This is a genomic window from Psychrobacter sp. W2-37-MNA-CIBAN-0211 (assembly GCF_040309405.1).
In the GTDB taxonomy this organism is placed as follows: Bacteria; Pseudomonadota; Gammaproteobacteria; order Pseudomonadales; family Moraxellaceae; genus Psychrobacter; species Psychrobacter glaciei.
Map to the genome: position 1 here is coordinate 1 of NZ_JBEOOU010000454.1, position 248 is coordinate 248.

Here is a 248-nt window from a genome sequence, read left to right on the forward strand (position 1 = left end):
GAGCTATATTGCAATAATGCTGAAAAGGAAGACATTATTGAATGGTTAGAAGATTATCATGGTTTAGAACATAGCGATTTAATGCCGTGTATCTACGCCTATGAAGAACAAGTTGCTGTCAAACATTTAATGCGGGTAGCGTCAGGTTTAGATTCTCTGGTGCTAGGCGAACCGCAAATTTTGGGACAGGTCAAACAAGCGTTTGTGAAAGCCAAAGAAGCAGGCACTATTGCATTAACCATCGATCG

1 pseudogene is annotated in these 248 nt (G+C 40.7%); it reads left to right on the forward strand.

The window, feature by feature from the left end:
* Nucleotides 1-248 (forward strand): annotated as a pseudogene (locus AAEY72_RS15865) (glutamyl-tRNA reductase); the annotation flags it as partial.